Here is a 16,631-nt window from a genome sequence, read left to right as displayed (position 1 = left end):
ACTTTTTGACTAAAACTAAATCAGCAAAACTGCCAGCTGGTTGGCATATGGCCTTTTATACCTTATGGCTCGGTTGCTTTATCACTGGGATGGGCTATTCAATGACAATGCCCTTTATTTCACTATTTATTTCAGATTTGGGTAATTATTCTAAACTGCAAATCAATCTTTATTCAGGATTAGCTTTTGCAATGACTTTTATTGCCCAGGCAATAGTTTCACCATATTGGGGCGGCCTCGCTGATCGCAAAGGTAGAAAACTAATGTGTATGCGTGCTTCTGGTGTGATGGCTTTAACTATTACCCTAACTGGATTTGCACCCAATGCAATTTATATTATTGTAATGCGTTTTATTCAAGGTTCTTTTTCTGGTTATATTAACAACGCCACCGCTTTAATGGCAAGTGAAACGCCGCATGAACGTAGCGGCTGGGTCATGAGTCAAATGATGACGGCCGGGACTGCCGGAAATTTGGTTGGACCGCTATTAGGTGGTGCTCTCTCCAGCTTCTTTGGCAATATGTTTGGTGGCGCCTGGGGGTATCGGATTCCATTCTTCATTACCGGTGTTTTAATGTTCATCGTCTTTTTAGGTACAACGTTCTCAGTTCACGAAGACTTTACTCCAATTTCTCGTGAAAAGATGAAGCCAATGGGCGAAATCATGAAAAGCTTGCCTAGCGTAAAATTGATTGTGGTGATGTTTATTACTACCATGTTGGTACAATCATCAACCATGTCAATTGATCCAATTGTTTCATTATACGTAAAATCAATGATGCCTCATGGCGGGGATGTTGCCTTTGTTGCAGGTGTTGTTGCGGCAACGCCTGGTCTTGGAACGCTAATTGCGGCATCGCGAATTGGACACAAGATGGATGAAGTTGGACCGTTACGCGTATTGCGAATCGGCTTAGTCGTCGGTGCCGTATTGTTTGTACCAATGGCTTTGACTAATTCGCCTTGGGTACTAGCAGGACTGCGCTTCTTATTAGGGATTGCTAGTGCAGGGATGTTGCCAGCCGCACAGACGGTATTAACTTTAAACACACCAAGCGAAAGTTTCGGTCGAATCTTTAGTTATAACCAGTCATTTCAAGCAGTTGGTGCCGTGTTAGGATCGTTAATGGGATCGACTATTTCCGGTTTTTCAAATTATGCAACGGTATTCTGGGTAACTGGATTTACGTTACTGATCAACTTTGTGCTTGTTTTGATTTTTGCTTGGGGAATTTCTTATCGGAATAGATAGGTTAAGCATATTCCTAAAGTATGGAATTTAAAAATGTAATAAAAGACTCATGCCCGTCTGATAAAGCTTAAAAGCATGTAGTAAGCGGGGATCATCTTCGGTATATTGGGGTTTGCGCCCATGATATTTCCCCTGCTGTTTGGCCAGGAAAATCCCCTGTTGTTGACGCTCAATAATCCGCTTCCGTTCACTTTCGGCCTGATACTTATACAGTTCAATGATTAAGTTAGTCATCAGTTGACGCAAGTTAGGATCCGCAATCCCCGTCATGGACGGCAAATTCAACACATCTAGGGTGGCACCTTTGTTCTGAATGGTGTTCATAATCTTAGTTAAGTCCTGGTTGTTTCGGCCCAAGCGGTCTAATTCAGTAACCAGGACAATATCGCCTTCACGGATATAGGCCAGCATTTTTTGCAGTTCTGGCCGATTAGTGTTAGCCCCACTTAATTTATCCGTAAATAATTTATCAACGTCTTTTAAAGCCGCTAACTGTCGATCTAAATGTTGCTCCTTGGAACTCACACGCGCATAACCGATTTTAGCCATTTCCAATTCTCCTTTTGGACAGTTCTAATGAATACTTGTAATTCCTAGTATAGCACAGAAATAAAAAGGTTCTATGATAAATCCTGTTGATAGATTTCTATGATATTCTATCAATAGGATTTTTTGTATTAAAAAAGAGGCATAAGCCTCACTACATAAAATCCTTTGATACCACTCTTTAGAAATTAAGGTGTTTTGCTTATGTCCTCATACAATGATTGTATTAAATTTTCTCTGAATATTAAAGACCCACTGTTAGAATTTCGTAATCGCGATGCAAAGTTTTACCATGCAGTAGCTCATCTAGATCAATGTCTTAATTGTGGCTCAACTAATATCGTCCACAATGGTCATTTATATTCTAATGTGCGCTATCCTGCTTTAGATGCTAGCTTGCCTGTCTTTATCAGAGTAGCCAAGCAGCGAGTTATTTGTCGCGATTGTCATATGAATTCAATGGCTGAAACGGAATTAGTAGAAAAATACTGCTGTATCTCTAACGCCACTAAACGTAAAATTATTGGTTCTCTAACTGAAGATTGGTCCATGAAAAGCATTGCCAGACAAACTTCGACCTCAACCAACACTGTACAGCGCGTATTGGAGCGATACGGTTACTCTACCGTTGAAGATACCGATTGGCTGCCAGAATACTTAGCCTTTGATGAATTCAGAGGCGTTGGCAGACAGCTGCACTTTATCGCTATTGATGGTCATACTCATAAAATAGTTAAAGTGCTGCCTACCAGACTTAAGAAAGATATCATCAACTACTTCAAACGTTTTCCTCTTACGGTAAGAAACAAGGTCAAAACTGTAACTATGGATCTTAATTACTACTATGACATCATGGCTAAGGAGCTTTTTCCTAATGCTCAAGTAATTCTTGACCGTTTCCATATCGTTCAAATGCTCAATCGTTCTTTTAATTCTTGCCGTATTCAAGAAATGAAGAAGCACAAGAAAGGCACCAAAGAATATAACCTGCTTAAATATTATTGGAAACTGTATCTCAAACCATTTGAGGATCTTGAAAAAGTAAAGCCGTACCATCAACCAAGGCTAAAGGATACTCTGACTCAGGAACAAGTTGTAGCTGATGGACTCAGACTAAGTCCCGAGCTTGAGAACACCTACAATCTTATGCAAGATATCAGTAAAGCTTTAAGAGACAGAGATACCGATAAGCTCAAGGATTTAATCAAAAGCAAAGATCACGTTGGCAACATGATGCATACCACGTTGAATACTTTCAAACGAAATCTTCATGATATTCTCAACGCTGCTAAGTTTGATGAATCTAACGGCTGTCTTGAAGGTACAAACCGCAAGATTAAACAAATTGAGCGTACTGCTTATGGCTACGCTAATTTTACTCATTTGATAACTAGAATTCAGTTAGAAGAAAAAGGTGCCATTATCAAAGAAAAAGCATCAAGCTGGTACATAGCAGCTTGATGCTTAATCCAATTATTAAATTATAGTTGACTTCTATCAACACGATTTGACAGAGAGCCAATAAAAAAGGCCAATAGGGTATACCCTAATGACCTTTTTTGATCTATCAGCTGACGTCAACTTTCATCTGGTAAAAAGCCGTGTTCGACAATCAATAACTGGCGTGCCATCGTCTCAAACACGGACTGCAGATCTTCAAACTTGCGATAATGGCCACTGGCAATGAGTCTGGTGGTGACCGCCGTTTGTTGGGCGATTAAGGCAGAAACTACACCGAAAACGTCATCGACTGACAGGCCCTCACGACGAGGCAGCTGTTCAATTTTCTCGCGAAAAATGCGATCGATTTCAGCGGATATGGCAGTTGTTTCTTGCTGCACTTGTTGTCGCAACGGTTCGGGAAAATGCGGTAAATCAGCATAGGCTTGCATCATCAAGCGGTATTCAGCTGGGAATTTGAATTGTAGTTTCAACTCATACTTAACTGCAGTGGTCATCATGGCAGCCAAGCCAGGGGCATTCTGCCACTTTTTGGGGTCCATGTGATCATAAATTCGATGATAGGCATATTTGAAAGCGTCAAGATACAGCGCTTGTTTATTGCCAAAATAATGGAAGAGCAAGCCCTTAGATACTTGTGCTTGGTTGGCAATCTGATCGGTTTTGCTCTTGATGAAGCCTTGCTGGCCGAAAATTTCCGTCGCTGTTTTGAGGATTCGGGTGACCTTTTCAGGATCTGTCACAACATTTTTCATAGGTTCAAATCCTGACGGCGATAACCAGCAATGCCAAGAATAAATAATACTATAGCGCTAACAACCATCACGATTAGCCATGTTTGATCAACGTTTTCAACCGGTACATTGGCAATCCAGCCAAAAGGTGTGAAGTTGCCTGCGTGTTTTGGCAAATCAAACAATCCCCGGAAAATTTGAACGATCAGACCGGCTCCCATATACAGCCAGAATAGACTGCTTAAGCGTGGCCACAGACCGACTAGTGCGATGCCAAGGGCGATAAACGATATCACAGCCGGAACGCTAGCCACGAATAGGCGACCGAGGTACTTGAGCGGCAACGGGTGACTGAGAACAGTGTTCCCAGTGAAGAACAAGGCCAGCAGCCCAGCAGAAAGGACGAACACGCCTGCCAGCAGACCAAAGCAATAGTAGCTGACACTGATCGTGGTTCGCGTTGGCTTTTCGGCATGAATGACGCTCAAGTAACCAAGGTTGTCATCGCGTTTGAGTCGGAATGCCACTTGGACGCCAGCAGTCACGGCTAATGCGACGAAAATGCCGAGATACATGCCTAAGAATGACAGGACCATGGTCTGATTGGCAGCGTTGATTTGGCCAACATCTAGTATTTTACGATAAAGCGGATTCGTTTTAAGAATGTCGCCAACGCTGCCGAGCACACTACCCATGACGCCGCCAAACACCACGGCGCCGATTAACCACCCAGCAAATAATCTGCGCTCAGTTCGCCACAGTAAGGCAGGGATCGAGCGAAGCCAGCCGGCAGCTTTGGCTCGGCCGGTGCGTTCAGCAATAATCCCGGCGCCCAGATCGCGGTTGCGGGCAATCATGGTGGCGCTGGCCGCAAGCAGAATGCTGACCAGTAAGGCCAAACCTAAAGCCCAGACGTTGTTATCAGTATAGAAGTTTGCTTTTTCGAACCAACCAATTGGTGATAACCACGTCAGATTTTGATGCTGGATATCGGTGACCAGCCGAACCAAATAAGCGGCAGTCAGCACCATGTAGCTCAACATATTGGCTGTACGTGTGTTATTGGTTAGTTGCGCGAATAGCAACGCAATGGCTCCGAATAGCAAGTTGGCGATCACCATCCCCAGTGAAAACAGGAAGTCACCGTACAAGTCAGTACCACCCATGTTGACAGCGGCCAACGAGACAAAATAGAGGATACCCATTATGGCACTGTCGATGAGAAGCTCAAGCGAAGCGGCGGTGATGGCAGCCGTTCGCCCAACATTGCGAGCGCGAACCATTTCGAGCAAGCCACTTTCTTCTTGACCGCTGGTGTTGCGAATCATCAGCGGCATAACCCATAAGGCCTGCAAAATAATCATGAAGACGACCATCACACCAGCAAACACAATCGCTGTGTTATACGTGTCCACCTTTGGCATCGCGCCAAACATTGCCGCCATGCCCGGCGCTTGCAGCATTTTGACAATCTCTTTAGAGCCCGAGGCCCCGCCTGCAAAGTCTGCTTCCAATTTGCCAGCACCACTGGCAATCATCATGATCAAAATGACAAGCCAGATGAGTGAAAATTTTAGATTTTGTTTGAGGTTTGCCCGAAGCAGATAACCTGCGTTCCGATTACTGTGCCGCATGAGTCTCACCTTGCTTTCCATAATAACGCAGGAATAATTCTTCCAGCGTTGGCGGCGTTGATTGCATGTCGACCACGGTGTTGGCGGCCAGTGTGGTCATGATGGTGCCAAGCGCGTCTCGATCAGCGGTGAAAACCGCCTTGGTGTGCTCGGAATCGCGATAAGTGAGGTCGTGAACGCCAGCTTGCTTTGCCAAAGCAGTCATTGGGGTAGCGGTGGTGACTTCAATTTTGATCCGCGATAGATGCCGTAATTGATCAAGATTGCTGCTCTCAATCACACTACCATCACGGATGATAACAATTGAATCACACATTCGCTCGACTTCGGACAAAATGTGGCTTGATAGCAGCACACTTTTACCGGCTCTTTTCAGTTTTAAAACTTCTTGCTGGAAAATCTGTTCATTTAATGGATCAAGCCCAGAAGTGGGTTCATCAAAAATATACAAATCGGCATCTTGCGACAACGCAGCAATTAACGCTACTTTTTGACGATTGCCTTTTGAATAGGTACGAGCTTTTTTCTTCGGATCAAATTCAAAGGCCTTGATTAGTTCATCGGTCTTTTGATTATGCTGGCGGCCATTTAAACGTAGCAATAGGTCGATAATTTCGCCGCCAGAAAGATTTGGCCATAAATAAACGTCCCCAGGAATATAGGCGATGCGTTGATGAATCGCCGCATCATCCCGCCAGGCATCTTTGCCGAAGACGGTCACTGAGCCGCCACTCTTTTTTAATAAGCCTAAAATAACTCGAATGGTCGTGGATTTGCCGGCCCCACTAGGTCCTAGAAAACCCAGAACCTGACCGGGTGCCAACGTGAAACTGACATCTTTTAATGCGGCAAACTTGCCAAAGTTTTTTTGAAGATGGTCAAGTTCGATAATAGCTGTTGTCATTTTTGTCATCCTCCTTAAGGTCAAACTTGAAACACGTTTTAATATGTCGGTATCTGATCGACCTTTTCAGTATAGTCGCGATTGACTGACGAGTCAACGAATTATTGACTCGTCAGTCAATTTTTTTTGTGACGCCGGATTTACAATGTAAGTGCAACACCTAAATAACTAGACCAAAAAGGCCATGAAGCCTTAAACTTATAAGTGACAAAACCAATAAGTTAGGACGGACTTCATGGCCCAATCTAAAGATACCATCAAAAAATCTTAGAAACTGTTTAGTATCTTTTGAGAAGTAACCTGATAAAAGCTAACGAAACCATCATGAGACTAGTGTTGAGCTTACGCTCACAGTTACGCCATAAACGATGATAATTTCCCAACCAACTAAATGAACGTTCAATGAGCCACCGTTGGGGGATAACCGAAAATTGGTGTAACTCATTTCTTTTAACGACGATTACCTTGGCTGAGGTTAAACTGCTAATCTCATTGGCAAAATTTTGGCCGGTATAACCACTATCAACCATCATGGTTCGAACCAATTTAAACTGCTCTAAATTAAGGGTGACGAGTGCAATCGCCCCGTCACGATCAGTGATGTTAGCCCGGGTAATATGGATAGCTTGCGGGAATCCATTGATGTCGACGGCTAAATGGCGCTTAATGCCGGAAATTTTCTTGCCACCATCGTAACCCTTATTTTCAGCGGTAGCGGTGTTCTTAATGCTTTGGGCATCTAAAATGACGAACGAAGTTCGGGCTGACCGCCCTTGCCTTAATCGTCGATCAGCGACAATTTTTTTAAAACCTGAGTTAATAAAGCTGGTTTATCAGGGGTGGGGGCTTTTGACCAACTCATCCAATAGTAGTAAACGGTGGACCACTTTGGATAATCAGCCGGCAAATCACGCCAAGTACAGCCATTTTTAAGGACATAGAGCATGGCACAGAAGATATAGTAAGAAATAATTAACTAAATTAGATCATATTATTAGTCTTGATGTAATAATATGATCTTTTTATTTTCTTTTCGCCTATTTATTGAATACATATGACATAATATTAGTTAAGGAGGTGAAACTATGAAAGCTAATCAAGTAATGGAAATACTTCAAATTAGCCGCTCAACTTTGAAGCGTTATCGTGAAAAAGGTTTTATTAAAGCTGTTCAAAAGCCAACAGGTCAATTTGAGTTTGACGATGATTCGGTTTGGTTGTTTAAAAATAAACATACTCCTCGTCAGACTATTCTCTATGGTCGTGTTTCTACTTATAAGCAAAAACATGATTTAGCTAATCAAATGCAAGAATTACGTGATTTCGCTGAAAATAAAGGCTATCATGTCGATAATTCCTTTTCAGATATTGCCAGTGGCATCTCTTTTAAAAATCGAAAACAGTTCTTTAAATTATTAGACTTAGTTTTGGCAGGCAAAGTTGAAAGAGTAATCATTACTCATCAAGATAGATTGAGTCGTGTAGGGTTTGAGCTATTTGAATACTTGTTTAAAAACTACGGGACAGCGATTGAAACTATCTCAAATGAGCTGAATCCTAAGACTGATGAAGAAGAGCTGTTTGAAGAAATTATCAGCCTACTGCATTGCTTCTCTATGAGAGAATATTCTCATAGACGAGTGGAACGTAAGCTTATAGAAAGCACCTTAAATCAGAAAGGCGGTGAAAAAGATGGCAAAAAAGAATAAGCAAGTTCCTAGAAATGATCTGCAATATGAGCAATTAGCCAGTGAATATCTGATTAAAGCTAATCCGAAGCTTGATGAGTATTCTTTAGTAGCACACAATTTGTACAACCGTGCCCTTTTTGACTTAAGACAAGGTTTCTTTAAGAAAAGATATATTAAAGGCTATAGTCAACTCGATCAAATATTTAAAGAGCGTTATCAAAAGCGTGAGTTAATGCTTTATCATAGCTTAGGCTATGTCCAATCGGCACAACAGACTTTAAGAGAGGTCACAACTGTTTGGCAGGCATTCTTTAAAGCGCTGAAAGCCTACAAAGCTAATCCTAGTAAGTTTAGCGGAAAACCAAGATTGCCCCGTTATTTACGGGACAAACGCCATACCTTCTTTGTGACTAATCAGAACGCTAAAGTTAAAGATGGCTATTTGATTGTTCCAAAATTGGATTTAAAGCTAAAACTTGCGCCTAATATTGAAAAAATTGGACGCGTTGCTTTTAAACCTGTCGCTAATGGTTATAAAGTAATTGTTCCATATAAAGCCAATAAAGAAATTAAATACTTACCAGATAACGGTAAATATATTGGGATTGATCCTGGAATTGATAATGCTTTTGCTTGCGCTTCTAACACTGGTAATCGTCCACTACTCATTAACGGTCGTGGAATTAAGTCGGTTAACCAGTATTATAATAAAAAGCGTGCTGAATTAAGACAGCTTCAAGCTAGACACCATCAGCTTGAACGAATAATTAATACCAAACAAGGTAAGAAAGTTGTCTATCAAGATACCCAAGCCATGAAGAAAATTACCGCTTGGCGCAATGACAAAATTAGGCAATTTGCCCACAAAGCATCTAAACGTATCGTGGATTATGCGTTAAACTGTGAGGCAAACACAATTGTCATTGGTAAGAACAAATCATGGAAAAGAAGTTCAAATATGGGGAAAAGAAATAATCAAAACTTTATTGGGATTCCTCACCAGGTGATGATCGACATGATTAAGTACAAGGCTAATTTAGCAGGAATTACTGTTATTCAAACTAACGAAAGTTACACTAGTCAAACTAGTAGTTTAGATCATGAACAGCCTTGTTGGGAAAACGGCAATAAAAGCAGAAAGCGACAAGGTAAAAGCCCTGTTAACAGACGAATTAAACGTGGTTTGTTTAAAGCTAATGATGACCGCTTAATCAATGCGGATATTAACGGAGCTTTGCAAATAATTAGAAAAGTATTCTCGAATTTCCAAGTGAATGACGAGATAGCGGGCGTAGTGTTACGTCCAGTTAAATGGAGTCCTAAGTTTTAGGGCACTACTTAGCAAAGGAAATATAAATCTTATCCAAGTTTATCGGTTGACGCTTTTGTAAAGTTGTCCTTATAGTTTCTAAGCTAGCAAAAGTTTGGGAGTGTGCTAAAAAGGTTGAAAGCAGCTGTAAATATCACACAAAAAATATTTACAGCTCTTTATTATTTTCAATTTTTTACGCTACCATCTTTTCATAAATGCGATACATCCGATTATCATAAGCGCACATTGAAATGTCCAACTTATAACCTGAATTTTCTTTCTGCCACTTTTCAATCGCGTCAACTGCGATCTTAGTTGCATCTTCTGCAGGATAGCCATACACACCCGTAGAAATAGCTGAAAAAATTACGCTATGCAATCCCGCTTTCTTTGCCAAAGCCAGTGAATTATAGTAGCAAGAAGCTAGCATATGTGCATCACTAGTCTTGCCAGCATAAACTGGGCCTACTGTATGAATTACATATTTCGCAGGTAAATTATAGCCATGTGTTATCCTTGCTTCACCTGTTGGACAACCATGCAAAGTCATGCATTCTTCAAGCAAACGTGGACCCGCTGCTCTATGAATGGCACCATCAACGCCGCCACCACCAAGTAATGAATTATTAGCAGCATTAACGATCGCGTCGGCTTTCATCTTAGTAATATCGCCTTTAATAATTTTTATGTCTTTCATAATTATGTCCTTAGAAATAACCAATATTTCTTTCTACCACCATTCTAACACCAATAATATTGGTTTGATCCAAAAAAGAATACAAAGCATCCCGTTATTTTTATATTACGAACTTGAATTGATTTCTATCTTTAGTATCCTAATATTAAGTTTAGCGTTATAGGAGCAATGAAATGAAAATTCTACGACGCAGTTTATGCATCATTTCGATCATCTTATTTTCTTTTGCTTTAAGCATTCTCATTCCTAGTGTTCAAGCTAGCAAAATAATTTTAGATGATCTCATCATATTTTTATATCTAATTGGAGTCATAATCCTAGGTATTCTATTGTTGTCTAACAGATTCGATTACCTATCACTCAGTCTAAGTATAATCTTGCTACTCACTACCATCATTACTTGGATCAGATTCCTAATGATTAGCATTATTTATACTTTTTTTATAGCTTATCTGAGTATATGCTTACTAACAATTTTTATTGCTAAAAGGATTAAGAAATAAGTCACTATGTTTTCTAAGAAAGAACTAAAAATCATCAATAACGCATTAATTATTATCTATTTGCTTTCAGTCGGCCCAACATTCATCTTCGGTTTTACTAAATCAAATGATTTCACAAGTACTTTCTTTTTAATTGCAAATATCATTTTAGTCTGTTTATTCATTATCATTGCTATCAGAATTGCTAAAATCAATTTCAGGCTAAAGACACAATATTATCTACTAGGCTTCATCACTCTTATTTCAATAATAGAACTAGCCTACCCTGGACTGACATTAAATGAACGCATTAGCAATTATTTTGCTATCGGCAATATTATTTTAGGCTTGCTAACTACTAAAATCTCAAAGAAATTAGTTTAAATATAGGACACAAAATGAAATATCTGACAATTCCAAGATTAATTAACAGTATTTTGATTACTTTACGTCATACTGCTATAAATTATTGAATTCTTATTACTTTAAAACTACATCAGGTATTTTCAATCATTCAATAAAAAATAAGACTAGCACTAAGCCAGTCTTATTTTCTATTAATCAACTATTCTTTGGGTGAGAATTGCCATACTGTTCCATCTTGGCTACGGTATGAGCCATCACTCATCTTTGTAAATATAAAGACAACTTTTTTCGTCCTAATTGTGTAACCGTTTTTTGATTCAGTTGTATCAACTCGGCCCAAATCAGCCTTAACACCTGTTTGGGGTGGATTATTTTTCTTAGTAGAATATGCTTGTAAAATTTCTTTATTAAGTTTAGTCTTCTTTTGCTCAGAGTTGTTACTATTTTTAGCAACTAAAATAGCATGATTCTTTGTAAAATACAGATCAAACCAATTACTTAAGCGATTTTCTGTGTTGTCTACTGTTAATATTCGATTAACCCAGTTTTTAGGTACCGTTGTTTGATTATTGTAGAAAAACATTCCACCAATAACTGCTACAAGTACTGTAACTACTGCAATTACGGATAACGTCATTTTCTTTTTCATAATACGTTTCCTCTTAAATTCAGCATTAATTATTTGGCACTAAGCCTCTCGAAATAAGTCTTACATTTCCTGAATACATGCTAACCCATCGGTTTCTATTTGTTTTAAAATTGTGATCCATCCAGGTACTGTTTCTATACAAATAGCCACTGTAGGCACCATCATTTAATAAACCTTAGACGGAGTTGTATTAAGTAAATTCATAGCATCAACTTTGCTTGAAAATGTAAGTAAAGTTGTACCAACTAATCCTACTAGTGATAATGAAACTAGTTTTCTTGAAATTGATTTCATTTTTATACCTCCATACATTATCTTTATACAGATAAAGTACCTTCACTCTCTGGCCAAATCATTATTATTTTCTCCTTTCGTATCTTGATTATCCCATGAAACTCTAATATTACTTCTAAAGTTGCGTATCACAAAACTACTCTTTCCAATTAGTCACCCTATCTTCATATCCTAGAGAAATAAGCATGGCTTTTACTTCTTTAGCTTTTGCTATATTTCCTTCATACAAACATTTATAGAAACTCCCACATGCCTTATAAAAAAGAAAATGATTAGTATTGTTCAAATTCAGTAAGTAATCTAAACAATTTTTAACCTGATTTCCTTTTAAGCCATAATTACGCCAGCAATAAAGGTAATTGATACAAATACTTGCTATCCTATCTTCATATTTCTCTGAATATAAAACCTTCTCATTGTAATGTTTCAAAAGAAAACTAATATAATCATCTGCTTGTTCTGTAGAAAAAACAGGAATACAGTTAGCGAATAATCGCAGCATATCAATATTTTCTACCCAGTTATCTTTTGCATTAAATTCAGCAATAATTGTACTTTTGAATTCGTCACCTAACCTATCCAATTGATTTCGTACAATTGCTACTGCAACAACTACTCTGTACTTAAATATTCTGCTATCAGATAATTTCATTACTTCTTGCAAACATTCTTCGATTTTTTCTTTATTTGAACCATTAAATGCACTTTTCAGTTTGTTTTCAAGTTTTAATTCAATTAAGTCCTCTTCTGATAAAAAATCATCTTTAATTTGTTCCAAAAACTGATCTACATCAATATGATGGGCAAACAAGATCTTAAATAGACTTTCTGCAGAAATTCCTTCTATTCCTCGTTCAATTTTAGAATAATGGCTTTTATGAATTATTCCTTGAATCATTTCATCTTGCGTTAGTCCTAAGTGTATTCTTTCTTGTTTCAAGGCTTCACCGATAGTCATCTTTCATCCCTCCAATTTAACTTCAACTATACTATCTTTTTAATTTTCTCTCCATGCAAAAACGCCTTGCCCGAAAGCAAAGCGTTTTTTAGCATAAGCAATTTTTGATTAACCCTTATCTGCACCTGCAGTAATTCCGTTAACGTAGAACTTCTGCATGAAAACGAACAAGATAGTAATAGGGATAGCGATGATTACACACCCTGCAACGAATTGAGCGAAGTATGCAGTCGCGTTACCTTTAGCTGTGTGCACCATGTTATACAAACCATAAGCAACTGTATAAGTCTTAGCATTTCCTGAGGTTGAAAGAATAATACCTGAGAAAATGAAGTCTGTCCATGGAGCGATGAAGGCAGTCAAAGCAGTATAAACAATCATTGGCTTTGAAAGTGGCAAACCAATATGTAAGAATACTTGCCACTTAGTAGCACCGTCGATTTCGGCAGCTTCGTCGATTGACCGAGGAATAGTATCAAAGAATCCCTTAGCAACGTAGAAGCCTAAGCCGGCACCACCAACGTAAACCAATAACAACCCGAAGAGGTTTAACATGTTAAGACCCTTCAAGATATAGTACAAAGCAATCATTGACATGAAGCCTGGAAACATCCCTAAAACCAATGCAATTTGTAAGAATGGTTTTCTGAATGCAAAGCGAAGTCGTGATAAAACGTAAGCAACTGAAATAGTTAAGAAAGTTGAAATTACCATTGAAAGCAATGAAATAACTAAAGTATTAATGATCCAGTTACCAAATGGATATTGTGGATTAGTAAAAATCCCAATATAGTTTTGCAATGTGAATTTTTCCGGCCAGAAGGTCGAAACGAATCCAGTATCATTGAATGAAAAACTTGCTAAGACGATCCAGACAATCGGTAAAATCCATAGAATCGCTAAAACAATTAATAGGATATACCGAAAGATTAATGAGAGCCGTCTTTGATTTGAATATGACTTCATGTCTAGCCCTCCTTAAATGCATTAGTACGACGATATGCAATCAGTGAAACAGTTGCACTAATAATGAAAATTAAGATACCCAATACGGCACTGGCGTTATAACGCTGTTCCTGACCGAAGGTCAAGTTATATAACCACGTTACTAGCAAGTCAGTCGATCCGGCACCATTATACTTACTGTTCATTGGTGCACCACCTGTCAGCAAGAAGATAACATTGAAGTTGTTGATGTTACCAATAAATTGTTGGATAAGTGAAGGTGCCATCACAAATAAAATTTGTGGAAAAGTGATTGAACGGAAAATTTGTGCAGCATTAGCACCATCAATCTTAGCAGCTTCAATTTGATCTTGTGGCAAGTTTTGAATAATCGCTGTTGAAACCAACATAGAAACTGGTATACCGATCCACATGTTAACAAGAATAACGGTAATTCTTGCAACTAATGGAGAAGCTTGGTTGTCAATAAAGTGAATTGGCGAACTAATCCAGTGCAAGTTCATCAAGATGTTGTTTAAAGCACCTTGGTAGTCCAAGAATTGAGCCATCATCAATAATGATACGAATTGTGGGACAGCCCAAATAATTACGAAGACAGTTCTCCAGAATGCCTTGTACTTAATACCTTTTGATTCAATCAATAAGGCAAGCAGTACTCCGAAGAAGAAGGTAGTAGCAGTAGCAGCTACAGCCCAAATCAAAGTCCAGCCTAAGACTGGGAAGAAAGTACCAGCTAAGTCACCACTCAAAACATTTCCAAATGCTTGGAAACCTGTCCACGAGAAAGCGATTGGGTGTTGACGATCATAGTTGGTAAAGGCCATTGAAATCATGAAGATCGTTGGCAAAATCGTAAAGAACAAGATACCCAATAATGGAATAACCATCAAGGTTGCGTGTAACCGAGTATCAAGCAAACTCTTAAGTTCTTCAACGTTAGTTGGAATATGGTCCCCATCACGCTTCAAAATATAATTATGTCTAGTTGAGCGTAAGTTGACAATGTATAGATAAATGATTGCTACACATAAGATCAAGGCCAATACACCGAATAACAAAATCAAAACTGAGTTTGATGGTTGCTTGGTTACATAAACGCCTTGTGCGGCATCATAAACAACTTTTTTGGTTTTAATAGTACCTAATGTAGCTAATGAATTTAAAGTAGGGATACCACTGAGGATAAACCAAACAATAAAGATAATTTCTGAAAGTAAGAATGAAATACCTTTTACCCATTGTTTGTTTGCCAAGGCGTTACTACCCATTAAGAAGAATGATAACTTGGTAGCAATGTCACCTTTTGACCAAACCTCGCGATATGTTGCTTTAGGAGCTACATGCTTTTTCTTTAGAAACATAACTTCTCCCCTTCTTAGGCAAAAAGGCTGGACAATTTTTATTTAGCCCAACCCTTGCTTATGCTTTTAGCAAATTATTTCTTTTCAATGTTCTTAGCGAGCTTAGCAAGTTGTGGCTTGTATTGTGCTGGCTTAATCTTGCCGTCGTAAGTACCACTGATAAGTGGAGCTGCACCATTCCAGAATGCGGCCATTTGTGGAAGCTTAGGTTGCAATACTGAGTTACCTGGCTTAGCCATTTCGATTACAGCTTCAGCAACCGGGTCACTCTTAACAGCACTTGAGTTGACAGCGCTCTTCAATACTGGAATTTGACCAGCGTTCTTATGAGCAATTAATTGTGACTTCTTGTTAGTAATGTAAGCAGCTAAATCTGAAGCAGCCTTAGCATTCTTGGTGTTAGCATTAACTGCGAAGCCTTCAATACCAAGGAATGCTTCCATTTGTACGCTCTTACCACCAACTTCAATCTTAGGATACTTAGCAACTGCGAAGTTCTTACCCAAGATCTTCTTGATATTAGCAGCGTTCCAAGGACCGTCCAAAATAGCTTGTGCGTTACCCTTCTTCAATTGGTTCAAAGCGTTTGAAGTTTGCATTACGCCCTTGTTCTTCTTTTGAGCTGCGTACCACTTCAAAGCATTAATACCGTTTTGTGAGTTGAAAGTTGAGCCCTTAAGGTCTTCACCATTCTTACCGTAAAGTGTAGTACCTGCTGAGAACATTACTGGCCACATTACGTAAGCGTTAGTAAAGTCGGTAGCTACAACACCCTTTGAAGTTAAAGTCTTCCAGTCCTTAACGTCGTTAGCTGATAACTTAGACTTGTTGTAGTAAATGGTTTGAGCTTGTTGTGCGTATGGGAATGCGTAAACCTTGCCCTTCCAAGTTACACCCTTTGAAGCAACATCGACATAGTTGTCTTGGATATCCTTAGTTGCTGATGGTGAAAGTGGGTTAATGTAACCAGCTTCAGCCATTTGACCTAATTGATCGTTAGGAACTTCAAAGACATCAGCAGCCTTTGATGGGTCCTTACCAACGTCTGTCTTAGCGTTAGCTGAACCGTTAGGACTTTGAACTACACGAACCTTAATATTCTTGTTCTTCTTAGTAAAGTCCTTAGCAATTTGCTTGTAGTAAGGAACTTGTTCAGTATCCACCCACAGAGTCAAGTTAGCCTTCTTGTTTGAATTACTGCTACTTGATGATGAATTACTTGAGCCGTTTGAACATGCTGCTAATGATAATGCAGCAAGAACAGCAGTACTACCTAAAGCCATTTTCTTCCAAATCTTCATGACTTTTTCCTCCTAAAAAATC

The 16,631-nt window shown here is 39.1% G+C and carries 16 protein-coding genes and 1 pseudogene; 5 read left to right on the top strand and 12 right to left on the bottom strand.

The genetic code is table 11. The annotated features are described in order from the left end of the window. The first annotated feature begins 5 nt into the window (after positions 1-5). Positions 6-1,253 (top strand): MFS transporter, encoded by a 1,248-nt coding sequence (locus tag CP363_RS01930; RefSeq protein ID WP_098035749.1) that lies wholly within the window; start codon positions 6-8, stop codon positions 1,251-1,253. A gap of 27 nt (positions 1,254-1,280) precedes the next feature. Here the strand turns inward: CP363_RS01930 and CP363_RS01925 are convergent, their stop codons facing one another. Next, entirely contained in the window at positions 1,281-1,802 is a 522-nt protein-coding gene (locus CP363_RS01925; protein WP_369822220.1) for a recombinase family protein, read from the bottom strand. A 201-nt stretch (positions 1,803-2,003) separates the two neighbouring features. On the opposite strand from CP363_RS01925, the gene CP363_RS01920 reads away from it, so the two are divergent. Next, the gene (locus CP363_RS01920; protein WP_098035747.1) at positions 2,004-3,260 is read left to right on the top strand and encodes an ISL3 family transposase; all 1,257 of its coding nucleotides are present in this window, start codon (positions 2,004-2,006) and stop codon (positions 3,258-3,260) included. Between the two features lie 116 nt (positions 3,261-3,376). On the opposite strand, the gene CP363_RS01915 is transcribed toward CP363_RS01920, so the two are convergent. The 4 genes and pseudogenes from CP363_RS01915 to CP363_RS01900 form a co-directional block, all read right to left on the bottom strand. After that, positions 3,377-4,015: a TetR/AcrR family transcriptional regulator gene (locus tag CP363_RS01915; RefSeq protein WP_089146672.1), complete on the bottom strand. Its 639-nt coding sequence runs from the start codon at positions 4,013-4,015 to the stop codon at positions 3,377-3,379. Next, positions 4,012-5,628 (bottom strand): ABC transporter permease, encoded by a 1,617-nt coding sequence (locus CP363_RS01910; protein ID WP_089146671.1) that lies wholly within the window; start codon positions 5,626-5,628, stop codon positions 4,012-4,014. Before CP363_RS01910 ends, CP363_RS01915 begins: the two co-directional genes overlap by 4 nt. Beyond that, complete coding sequence (locus tag CP363_RS01905) at positions 5,615-6,532, bottom strand: ABC transporter ATP-binding protein (RefSeq protein WP_087713299.1); 918 nt, start codon at positions 6,530-6,532, stop codon at positions 5,615-5,617. Before CP363_RS01905 ends, CP363_RS01910 begins: the two co-directional genes overlap by 14 nt. A 278-nt stretch (positions 6,533-6,810) precedes the next feature. Further along, positions 6,811-7,496 (bottom strand): annotated as a pseudogene (locus tag CP363_RS01900) (IS5 family transposase); the annotation flags it as partial. 121 nt (positions 7,497-7,617) lie between these two features. Between CP363_RS01900 and CP363_RS01890 the strand changes: the two are divergent. Next, a complete protein-coding gene (locus CP363_RS01890; RefSeq protein WP_065991183.1) occupies positions 7,618-8,241 on the top strand; it encodes an IS607 family transposase in 624 nt (207 codons plus the stop codon). Further along, positions 8,225-9,553, top strand: coding sequence for an RNA-guided endonuclease TnpB family protein (locus tag CP363_RS01885; protein ID WP_013085970.1), 1,329 nt, complete (start codon positions 8,225-8,227; stop codon positions 9,551-9,553). The genes CP363_RS01890 and CP363_RS01885 overlap by 17 nt, the downstream gene beginning before the upstream one ends. Positions 9,554-9,728: 175 nt before the next feature. Here CP363_RS01885 and CP363_RS01880 read toward each other — a convergent pair whose 3' ends face one another. Next, positions 9,729-10,232 (bottom strand): O-acetyl-ADP-ribose deacetylase, encoded by a 504-nt coding sequence (locus CP363_RS01880; protein ID WP_035443773.1) that lies wholly within the window; start codon positions 10,230-10,232, stop codon positions 9,729-9,731. A 509-nt stretch (positions 10,233-10,741) separates the two neighbouring features. On the opposite strand from CP363_RS01880, the gene CP363_RS01870 reads away from it, so the two are divergent. After that, positions 10,742-11,098 carry a hypothetical protein gene (locus CP363_RS01870; protein ID WP_098035745.1) on the top strand — a complete coding sequence of 119 codons (357 nt, stop codon included), beginning with the start codon at positions 10,742-10,744 and terminating at the stop codon, positions 11,096-11,098. 181 nt (positions 11,099-11,279) lie between these two features. On the opposite strand, the gene CP363_RS01865 is transcribed toward CP363_RS01870, so the two are convergent. The 6 genes from CP363_RS01865 to CP363_RS01840 all read right to left on the bottom strand — a co-directional run bounded on the left by CP363_RS01865 (position 11,280) and on the right by CP363_RS01840 (position 16,609). Then, positions 11,280-11,729: a hypothetical protein gene (locus tag CP363_RS01865; RefSeq protein ID WP_089150205.1), complete on the bottom strand. Its 450-nt coding sequence runs from the start codon at positions 11,727-11,729 to the stop codon at positions 11,280-11,282. A 165-nt stretch (positions 11,730-11,894) separates the two neighbouring features. After that, a complete protein-coding gene (locus tag CP363_RS11110; RefSeq protein ID WP_255404461.1) occupies positions 11,895-12,023 on the bottom strand; it encodes a hypothetical protein in 129 nt (42 codons plus the stop codon). Between the two features lie 136 nt (positions 12,024-12,159). Further along, entirely contained in the window at positions 12,160-12,981 is an 822-nt protein-coding gene (locus CP363_RS01855) for a helix-turn-helix domain-containing protein (RefSeq protein ID WP_098035744.1), read from the bottom strand. 108 nt (positions 12,982-13,089) lie between these two features. Further along, complete coding sequence (locus tag CP363_RS01850; protein ID WP_005720055.1) at positions 13,090-13,947, bottom strand: sugar ABC transporter permease; 858 nt, start codon at positions 13,945-13,947, stop codon at positions 13,090-13,092. 2 nt (positions 13,948-13,949) lie between these two features. Beyond that, positions 13,950-15,308, bottom strand: coding sequence for a carbohydrate ABC transporter permease (locus CP363_RS01845; protein WP_089146012.1), 1,359 nt, complete (start codon positions 15,306-15,308; stop codon positions 13,950-13,952). 74 nt (positions 15,309-15,382) lie between these two features. Continuing rightward, complete coding sequence (locus CP363_RS01840) at positions 15,383-16,609, bottom strand: extracellular solute-binding protein (RefSeq protein WP_005728195.1); 1,227 nt, start codon at positions 16,607-16,609, stop codon at positions 15,383-15,385. Positions 16,610-16,631: the final 22 nt, after the last annotated feature.

Origin of the sequence: Lactobacillus sp. UMNPBX12, assembly GCF_002553955.1 — a bacterium.
Taxonomy (GTDB): domain Bacteria; phylum Bacillota; class Bacilli; order Lactobacillales; family Lactobacillaceae; genus Lactobacillus; species Lactobacillus crispatus.
This window is presented reverse-complemented; position numbering and strand designations above follow the sequence as displayed.

Coding starts and splice junctions, on each gene's coding strand:
- CP363_RS01920 (WP_098035747.1), top strand. CDS start 2,004: ATGTCCTCATACAATGATTGTATTAAATTTTCTCTGAATATTAAAGAC.
- CP363_RS01855 (WP_098035744.1), bottom strand. CDS start 12,981: ATGACTATCGGTGAAGCCTTGAAACAAGAAAGAATACACTTAGGACTA.
- CP363_RS01910 (WP_089146671.1), bottom strand. CDS start 5,628: ATGCGGCACAGTAATCGGAACGCAGGTTATCTGCTTCGGGCAAACCTC.
- CP363_RS01840 (WP_005728195.1), bottom strand. CDS start 16,609: ATGAAGATTTGGAAGAAAATGGCTTTAGGTAGTACTGCTGTTCTTGCT.
- CP363_RS01905 (WP_087713299.1), bottom strand. CDS start 6,532: ATGACAACAGCTATTATCGAACTTGACCATCTTCAAAAAAACTTTGGC.
- CP363_RS01845 (WP_089146012.1), bottom strand. CDS start 15,308: ATGTTTCTAAAGAAAAAGCATGTAGCTCCTAAAGCAACATATCGCGAG.
- CP363_RS01885 (WP_013085970.1), top strand. CDS start 8,225: ATGGCAAAAAAGAATAAGCAAGTTCCTAGAAATGATCTGCAATATGAG.
- CP363_RS01880 (WP_035443773.1), bottom strand. CDS start 10,232: ATGAAAGACATAAAAATTATTAAAGGCGATATTACTAAGATGAAAGCC.
- CP363_RS01925 (WP_369822220.1), bottom strand. CDS start 1,802: ATGGCTAAAATCGGTTATGCGCGTGTGAGTTCCAAGGAGCAACATTTA.
- CP363_RS01865 (WP_089150205.1), bottom strand. CDS start 11,729: ATGAAAAAGAAAATGACGTTATCCGTAATTGCAGTAGTTACAGTACTT.
- CP363_RS01890 (WP_065991183.1), top strand. CDS start 7,618: ATGAAAGCTAATCAAGTAATGGAAATACTTCAAATTAGCCGCTCAACT.
- CP363_RS01870 (WP_098035745.1), top strand. CDS start 10,742: ATGTTTTCTAAGAAAGAACTAAAAATCATCAATAACGCATTAATTATT.
- CP363_RS01850 (WP_005720055.1), bottom strand. CDS start 13,947: ATGAAGTCATATTCAAATCAAAGACGGCTCTCATTAATCTTTCGGTAT.
- CP363_RS11110 (WP_255404461.1), bottom strand. CDS start 12,023: ATGAAATCAATTTCAAGAAAACTAGTTTCATTATCACTAGTAGGATTA.
- CP363_RS01915 (WP_089146672.1), bottom strand. CDS start 4,015: ATGAAAAATGTTGTGACAGATCCTGAAAAGGTCACCCGAATCCTCAAA.